Here is a 7,580-nt window from a genome sequence, read left to right as displayed (position 1 = left end):
TCGAGCCGGTTGAAGGTCAGCGTGGTGATGCCGTCTTCGGTGTGGATCAGGATGTCGGTCATCGCAAAGTCTCCTCGGGTGCGCACTGGGGCACGCTCAGAGGCTGAGAGGGAATTGGGCGTGCCCGAAGGGGCGCCCCAATACGCGCCCGAGTAGGCGCAAAGCACAGCCGTAGCTCGGGCTACGGCGCGCATTTGCAACGCCCTCGGGCGTGTTTTGGGGCGTCAAAGCGGGCATGACTAATTCCCTCCCAGCCTCTCAGACGCGCTCGAAGATGCCGGCAGCCCCCTGCCCCATGCCCACGCACATCGTCACCATGCCGTAGCGCTTCTGGTGGCGGCGCAGCGCATGCACGACGGTGGCCGAGCGGATCGCGCCGGTGGCGCCGAGCGGGTGGCCGAGCGCGATGGCGCCGCCGATCGGGTTGACCTTGGCTGGGTCCAGCCCGAGCGTGTTGATGACCGCCAGGGACTGCGCGGCAAAGGCTTCGTTGAGCTCGATCCAGTCGAGGTCGTCTTGCTTGAGGCCAGCGCGCTTGAGCGCTGCGGGAATCGCCTCGATCGGCCCGATGCCCATGAGGTGCGGCGGCACGCCCACGGCAGCAAAGCTCACGAAGCGTGCCAGTGGCGTGAGGTTGAAACGCTTGATCGCGGCTTCGCTCGCGAGGATGAGCGCCCCCGCGCCGTCGCTGGTTTGTGAGCTGTTGCCTGCGGTGACGGTGCCGCGCGCCGAGAAGGCTGGGCGCAGTTTGGCCAGGCTCTCGAGGCTGGTGTCGGGACGCGCGCCCTCGTCGAGCTCAACGGTGCGGGTGCGGGTAGCGACCTCGGCGGTTTCGAGGTTCACGCTGCGTTCGGTGATTTCGACCGGCGTGATTTCGTCGCTGAACTCACCGGCCTGCATGGCTGCGAGCGCGCGCTGGTGCGACTGCAGCGCGAACGCGTCCTGGGCTTCGCGGCTCACCTTCCACTGCTGCGCCACCTTCTCGGCGGTCAGGCCCATGCCGTAGGCGATGCCGTAGTCGTCGATGTTGTCGGTGCTCTTGAAGATGCTCGGCGACAGGCTCGGCGAGTTGCCCATCATCGGCACCATGCTCATGCTTTCGGTGCCGGCGGCAATCATCACGTCGGCTTCACCGACGCGGATGCGGTCGGCGGCCATTTGCACGGCCGACAGGCCCGAGGCGCAGAAGCGGTTGACGGTGATGCCGCCCACGCTTTTGGGCAGCCCCGCGAGGATGGCGCCGATGCGCGCGACGTTGAGGCCCTGCTGGGCTTCGGGAATCGCGCAGCCGCAGATCACGTCCTCGATGGTCACGGGGTCCAGCCCCGGCACCTGCGCGACGGCGGCGCGCAGCACATGCGCGAGCAGGTCGTCGGGGCGGTAGTTGCGGAAGTAGCCACGCGCGGACTTGCCGATGGGCGTGCGGGTGGCGGCGACGATGTAGGCGTCTTGCAAGGGTTTCGTCATGATCGGGTTCCTTTGCGGGCTTCAGTTGCGCACCGGCTTGCCGGTGGAGAGCATGCCCATGATGCGTTCCTGCGTCTTGGGGTGGGTCAGCAAGGCGCCGAACGCACGGCGCTCGAGCGTCATGAGGTATTCCTCACTCACGAGCGTGCCGGGGTCGACGTCGCCCCCCGTGAGCACGGTGGCGATGTGGTCGGCGATGTGGAAGTCGTGCTGGCTGATGAAGCCGCCGTCGCGCATGTTGACGAGCTGCCCGAGGATGGTCGCGCGCGCATCGCGCCCGGCCACCGGGAACAGCCGCTTGAGCGGCGGACGCCATCCACTCTCAGCCATGGCGCGCGCTTCGTTGAGTGCGACATGCAGCAGCTCGTCGCGGTGGGCGACGACGACATCGCTCTCGAGCAGATAGCCGAGCTTGCGCGACTCGAGCGCGCTGGTGCCGACCTTGGCCATCGCCGCCGCGGTGAATCCGTCGCTCAAGAACGGCAGCAAATCTTTTCCGGTCGACAGGCGGGCGTTTTCCGCCGCGCGACGGGCAATGTAGGTCAGACCGCCACCACCGGGGATCAGGCCCACGCCGACCTCGACGAGGCCGATGTAGCTCTCCATGTGCGCAACGCGCCGCGCGCAGTGCACGGCGAGCTCACAACCGCCGCCGAGCGCCAGCCCGCGCACCGCCGCCACCACCGGAACGTTGGCGTAGCGGATGCGCAGCATGATGCGCTGCAGTTCGGCCTCGGCTTCGTCGATCGCCGCGACGCCGCCCATGAGGAAGCCCGGCAGCATGGCCTGCAGGTCGGCGCCGGCAGAGAACGGCTCGTCGGGCGACCAGATCACCAGGCCGCGGTAGTCGGCCTCGGCCCGCTCCACGGCCTCGGCCAGCCCCTCGATCACGTCGGGGCCGAGCGTGTGCATCTTCGAGCGCAGCGAAGCGATGAGCACATCACCGGCGACTTCGGGCAGCGTCCACAGCCGCAGGCCGTCGTTTTCGAACACGGTCTGGCCACTGCGCTCGGGGCGTGGCCCGCCTTCGCCCAGCAGCAGCTCGGGGAAGATTTGCCGACGGTAGACCGGCAGCGCTCGACGCGGCTCGAAGCGGCCGGTGCTGGGGTTCCACGAACCCGCCTCGGTGTGCACGCCGCCGGCTTCGGCGACCGGGCCGTGAAACACCCAGTCGGGCAGCGGCGCCTTGCACAGCGCGCGGCCCGCGTCGATGTCTTCTTGCACCATGCGCGCGACTTCGAGCCAGCCGGCTTCCTGCCAGAGTTCGAACGGGCCTTGCTTCATGCCAAAGCCCCAGCGCATCGCCTGGTCCACGTCCCGCGCGGTGTCGGCGATGGAGGCGAGGTGGATCGCCGCGTAGTGGAAGCTGTTGCGCAGAATCGCCCACAGGAAGCGGCCCTGCGGGCCTTCGGCGTTGCGCAGCAGCTTGAGCCGCTCGGCCGCGGGCTTTTTGAGCATGCGCTCGTAGACCGGGTCGGCCTTCGCGCCCGCGGGGACGTAGTCGCCGCTGGCCAGGTCGAAGCGCAGCACGTCGCGGCCGACTTTTTTGTAGAAGCCGGCTTTGGTTTTCTGGCCGAGGTGGCCGAGCTCGATGAGCTTGGCCAACACCGGCGGGGTGCCGAAGCTGCCGTAAAAGGGGTCGGTGTCGAGGCTGAGGTTGTCCTGCAGCGTCTTGATGACATGGGCCATCGTGTCCAGGCCCACCACGTCGGCCGTGCGGAAGGTGCCCGAGCTTGCGCGGCCGAGCTTCTTGCCGGTGAGGTCGTCGACGATGTCGAAGCTGAGGCCGAAGTTCTCCGCCTCCTTCATCGTGGAGAGCATGCCGGCGATGCCGATGCGGTTGGCGATGAAGTTGGGCGTGTCCTTGGCACGCACCACGCCCTTGCCCAGCGTGGTCGTGACGAAGGCTTCGAGATCGTCGAGGATGCCCGCCTGCGTCGAGGGCGTGGCGATCAGCTCGACGAGCTGCATGTAGCGCGGCGGGTTGAAGAAGTGAATGCCGCAAAACCGCGGACGGATCGACTCGGGCAAGGCCTCGGACAAGCGGGTGATCGACAGCCCCGAGGTGTTGGAAGCCAGGATCGCATGCGGTGCGACGAAGGGTGCGATCTTGTGATAGAGGTCGGTCTTCCAGTCCATGCGCTCGGCAATGGCCTCGATGACGAGGTCGCACTCGCGCAGCCGCTCGAGGTGCTCTTCGTAGTTCGCAGGCTCGATGAGCACCGCATCCTCGGCCACGCCCAGCGGCGAAGGCTTGAGTTTTTTGAGGTTTTCGATCGCGCGCAGCGCAATGCCGCTCTTGGGGCCTGCGCCGCCGGGCCGCCCCAAGGCCGGCGCAGCGGGGAGCGTGGGGGCCTTCGGGTCGGGAAGGTCGAACAGGATGACCGGAACCTTGACGTTGACGAGGTGGGCGGCAATCTGCGCGCCCATCACGCCGGCGCCGAGCACGGCAACTTTTCGGACGTTGAATCGGGACATGGAATTTCCTGGGTGTTGGGTTACTGCACGCGCACCCAGACCTGGGTGCGGTAGAAGGGGCCGATGTAGCCGCGTACCTGCAGCTTCTTGCCGTCTTCGATCGGGGTCATGCGCAAGGTGTATTCCTTGCCGTTTTCGGGGTCGAGGATCTTGCCGCCCTCCCACACGAGGTCGTCGGGCGACTTCTTCGCGCCGCGGATGATCTCGAGGCCGACCTTCGGCTGGCCTTTGCGGTCATCCGTGCAGGCGGTGCAGTTGGGCTCGGCGCTTTGAATCAGCGCGCGCTCGATGCGACCGTGCAGCGCGCCCGAGGGCGTCGCAGCGATGCGGATCTCGGCCTTGGCTTCGCCGGTCTTGTCGTCGATGTTCCGCCACAGGCCCTCGGGCGTGAGTTGCGCCCAAGCCAGCCCTGAAAATGCTGCAAAAACAAGAGCAAACAAAGACCGTTTCATGCTGGCGTTCCCCCAAAAACGTTGAAAAACGGCCGCCACGTGTCGGCAGCGGCCCCTGAGGCCTCACGCCAAAGCCAGCTCCGTCTCCATCAGCGGCGCCGCACCCGCGCGGGCCGTACGCATGAGCGAGGCGGTTTCGGGGAAGAGCTTGGCAAAGTAGAAGCGCGCGGTTTGCAGCTTGGCGGCGTAGAACGGATCGGTGTTGCCCGCAGCGATCTCGCGCAGCGCCACCTGCGCCATGCGCGCCCAGAAGTAGCCAAACACCAGGTGCCCGGCCACGCGCAGGTAGTCCACCGCAGCGGCGCCGATTTCATCGGGGTTTTGCATGCCTTTGAAGCCGATCTCGGTCGTGAACTTGGTCATCTGGTCGCCCAGCATGGCGATCGGATTGATGAACTCGGCCATCTTCTCGTTGACGCCCTCTTCCTCGACCAGCTGCGCGACGAGCTTGCCGAACTTCTTGAGCGTCGCCCCATTGTTCGACAGCACCTTGCGGCCCAGCAGGTCGAGCGCCTGGATGGTGTTCGTACCTTCGTAGATCATGTTGATGCGCGCATCGCGCACGAACTGCTCCATGCCCCACTCTTTGATGTAGCCGTGGCCGCCAAAAACCTGCTGGCACATCATGGTGGCCTGCCAGCCGTTGTCGGTCAGGAAAGCCTTGGTGATGGGCGTGAGCAGCGAGAGCATTTCCTCGCTGTCCTTGCGCACCTTCTCGTCGGGATGGAAATGCACCTTCTCGAGCAGCACCGAGCAGAAGATCGCCAGCGCGCGTCCGCCCTCGGCGTAGGCCTTGGCGGTCAGCAGCATCTTGCGCACATCCGGGTGCACGATGATCGGGTCGGCCGGCTTGTCCTTGGCCTTCGGACCCGAGAGGCTGCGCATCTGCAGGCGATCCTTGGCGTAAGCCAGGGCGTTCTGATAGGCCACCTCGGTCAAGCCGAGCGACTGATTGCCCACGCCCAGGCGCGCCGCGTTCATCATCACGAACATCGCCTGCATGCCTTTGTTCGGCTGGCCGACCATGGTGCCAACGGCGCCGTCGAGCACCATCTGACAGGTCGCGTTGCCGTGGATACCCATCTTGTGCTCGAGGCCCGCGCAGAAGATGGCGTTGCGCTCGCCGAGGCTGCCGTCGGCGTTGACCCGGAACTTGGGCACGATGAAGAGGCTGATGCCCTTGATGCCGGGCGGCGCATCGGGCAGGCGCGCGAGCACCAGGTGCACGATGTTCTCGGCGAGGTCGTGCTCACCGGCGCTGATGAAGATTTTCGTGCCCGTGAGTTTGTAGGTGCCGTCGGCTTGTGGCTCGGCCTTGGTGCGCAACAGGCCCAGGTCGGTGCCGCAATGCGGTTCGGTCAGGCACATGGTGCCTGTCCATTCACCGCTGACCATCTTGGGCAGGTAGGCGCTCTTCTGTTCCGGCGTGCCGTGCTCGACCAGCGCGGCATAGGCACCGTGGGTGAGGCCCGGGTACATCGTCCACGCCTGGTTGGCGGAGTTCATCATCTCGTACAGGCACTGATTCACCACCAGCGGCAGCCCCTGGCCGCCATACTCCGGCTCGCACGACAGCGCCGGCCAGCCGCCAGCGACATAGGTCTGATACGCCTCCTTGAAACCCTTGGGCGTCGTGACCTCGTGGGTCTCGCGGTTGAGCTGGCAGCCTTCGGTGTCGCCGCTGATGTTGAGCGGAAAGATCACCTGGCTCGCGAACTTGCCGGCCTCTTCGAGGATGGCGTTGATGGTGTCGACGTCGATGTCCGCATGCCGGGGCATCGCACGAAATTCATCGGTGACCTTGAACAACTCGTGCATGACGAACTGCATGTCACGCAGGGGTGGGTTGTAAATCGGCATGGCAGACTCCTAGAGAAAAAGGAAACGGAAAAGGGAAATCGCAAGGAACTAGCCCGCGCGGCCGTAGCGCGCGAGCACATCGTCAAAACCGGTTATGGCGCGCTCGACGGCGCCGGCGCGGCGCAGGAATCGGGCCTCGTAGTGCAGGGCCAGAATCAGCCCGTGGATCGCAAACGCCACCTGGTGCTCATCAGCGTCGGCTCTCAGGTGCCCTTCCTCGCGCGCCTGGACGATGGCGCGCACGACGGCCGCCTGCCAGATGCTCACCGACTCCACCAGCGCATCGCGCACCGGTCCGGGCCGATCGTCGAAATCGACCGCCCCGCTGATGTAGATGCAGCCCGAATCGATCTCGGCCGAGGTGCGGCGCATCCAGTTCGCAAACAGCGCGCGCAAACGCGGCAGCCCGCGTGGCTCACGCATCGCGGGGAAGAAAACCTCGTCTTCGAAGCGGCTGTGGTATTCGCGGATGACCGAAATCTGCAGTTCTTCGCGCGACCCGAAGTGGGCAAAAACGCCGGACTTGCTCATCCCCGTGAGCTCGGCCAGCGCGCCGATGCTCAAGCCTTCGAGCCCGACCTGCGCCGCCAGACCGAGCGCGGCGTCGAGGATCAGCGCCCGCGTCTGCTGCCCCTTGCCCCGCGCACGCGGCGCAACCATGCGCCCGGCATGGGCGACCCGTTTGAGATGCGGCTTTGCTGCAGTGGCCATGGCGCGTGCAAAAATCCCGGTTGACGAACCGCCCAAAAGCGAACGGTCGTTCTATTCTGCAGCAATTGCGCTCGGACGCCAAACTTTCTGCAGGTTCTAGAGTGCGGCGTCTAGGATTTTTGGCAGAGCCAGCGCACACGGCGCACCGGCCCGCGGGGTTCAGCGCGCGAAGGGAATCACCGTCTGCTGCTGCTCGCCCAGCCCGTCGATGCCCAGCCGCAGCACATCGCCAGGCTTGAGAAAGCGCGGCGCGGGCTTGCCATCCCGGCGCTGACCCATACCAACCCCGGGCGGGGTGCCGGTGGTGAGGATGTCACCCGGCTCGAGCGTCATGAACTGGCTGACGTAACTGATCAGCTTGGCGACGCCAAACACCATCGTGCGCGTGTTGCCACTCTGCATGCGCTCCCCGTTGAGCTCGAGCCAAAGGCCGAGCCGCTGCGGGTTGGGCACCTCGTCGCGCGTCACCAGCCAAGGCCCGACGGGCCCGAAGGTGTCGCAACCCTTGCCCTTGTCCCAAGTGCCGCCGCGTTCGAGTTGGAACGCGCGCTCACTGACATCATTGACGACGCAATAACCCGCGACATGCGCGAGCGCCTCCTTTTGCGTCAC

Annotated in this window: 7 protein-coding genes; all 7 read right to left on the bottom strand. The window is 66.1% G+C overall.

All coding sequences use genetic code 11. The features are described 5' to 3' along the window. A partial coding sequence (locus JHC36_RS11415; protein ID WP_287919251.1) for a hypothetical protein occupies positions 1 to 194 on the bottom strand: 194 nt, incomplete at its 3' end. A 64-nt stretch (positions 195 to 258) separates the two neighbouring features. Continuing rightward, the gene (locus tag JHC36_RS11410; protein WP_287919248.1) at positions 259 to 1,467 is read right to left on the bottom strand and encodes an acetyl-CoA C-acyltransferase; all 1,209 of its coding nucleotides are present in this window, start codon (positions 1,465 to 1,467) and stop codon (positions 259 to 261) included. Between the two features lie 21 nt (positions 1,468 to 1,488). Further along, positions 1,489 to 3,945, bottom strand: a complete 2,457-nt coding sequence (locus tag JHC36_RS11405) for a 3-hydroxyacyl-CoA dehydrogenase/enoyl-CoA hydratase family protein (protein WP_287919245.1) — start codon at positions 3,943 to 3,945, stop codon at positions 1,489 to 1,491. 20 nt (positions 3,946 to 3,965) lie between these two features. Beyond that, complete coding sequence (locus tag JHC36_RS11400) at positions 3,966 to 4,397, bottom strand: DUF2147 domain-containing protein (protein ID WP_287919242.1); 432 nt, start codon at positions 4,395 to 4,397, stop codon at positions 3,966 to 3,968. Positions 4,398 to 4,460: 63 nt separating this feature from the next. Further along, positions 4,461 to 6,257: an acyl-CoA dehydrogenase C-terminal domain-containing protein gene (locus JHC36_RS11395; protein WP_287919240.1), complete on the bottom strand. Its 1,797-nt coding sequence runs from the start codon at positions 6,255 to 6,257 to the stop codon at positions 4,461 to 4,463. 48 nt (positions 6,258 to 6,305) lie between these two features. After that, entirely contained in the window at positions 6,306 to 6,917 is a 612-nt protein-coding gene (locus JHC36_RS11390; protein ID WP_287919254.1) for a TetR/AcrR family transcriptional regulator, read from the bottom strand. A gap of 210 nt (positions 6,918 to 7,127) precedes the next feature. Continuing rightward, on the bottom strand, positions 7,128 to 7,580 hold a 453-nt coding region (locus JHC36_RS11385), incomplete at its 5' end, for a fumarylacetoacetate hydrolase family protein (protein ID WP_287919237.1).

This window comes from Tibeticola sp. (assembly GCF_022759015.1).
Classification (GTDB): Bacteria; Pseudomonadota; Gammaproteobacteria; order Burkholderiales; family Burkholderiaceae_C; genus Tibeticola; species Tibeticola sediminis.
This window is presented reverse-complemented; position numbering and strand designations above follow the sequence as displayed.

Coding starts and splice junctions, on each gene's coding strand:
- JHC36_RS11410 (WP_287919248.1), bottom strand. CDS start 1,467: ATGACGAAACCCTTGCAAGACGCCTACATCGTCGCCGCCACCCGCACG.
- JHC36_RS11405 (WP_287919245.1), bottom strand. CDS start 3,945: ATGTCCCGATTCAACGTCCGAAAAGTTGCCGTGCTCGGCGCCGGCGTG.
- JHC36_RS11400 (WP_287919242.1), bottom strand. CDS start 4,397: ATGAAACGGTCTTTGTTTGCTCTTGTTTTTGCAGCATTTTCAGGGCTG.
- JHC36_RS11395 (WP_287919240.1), bottom strand. CDS start 6,257: ATGCCGATTTACAACCCACCCCTGCGTGACATGCAGTTCGTCATGCAC.
- JHC36_RS11390 (WP_287919254.1), bottom strand. CDS start 6,917: ATGGTTGCGCCGCGTGCGCGGGGCAAGGGGCAGCAGACGCGGGCGCTG.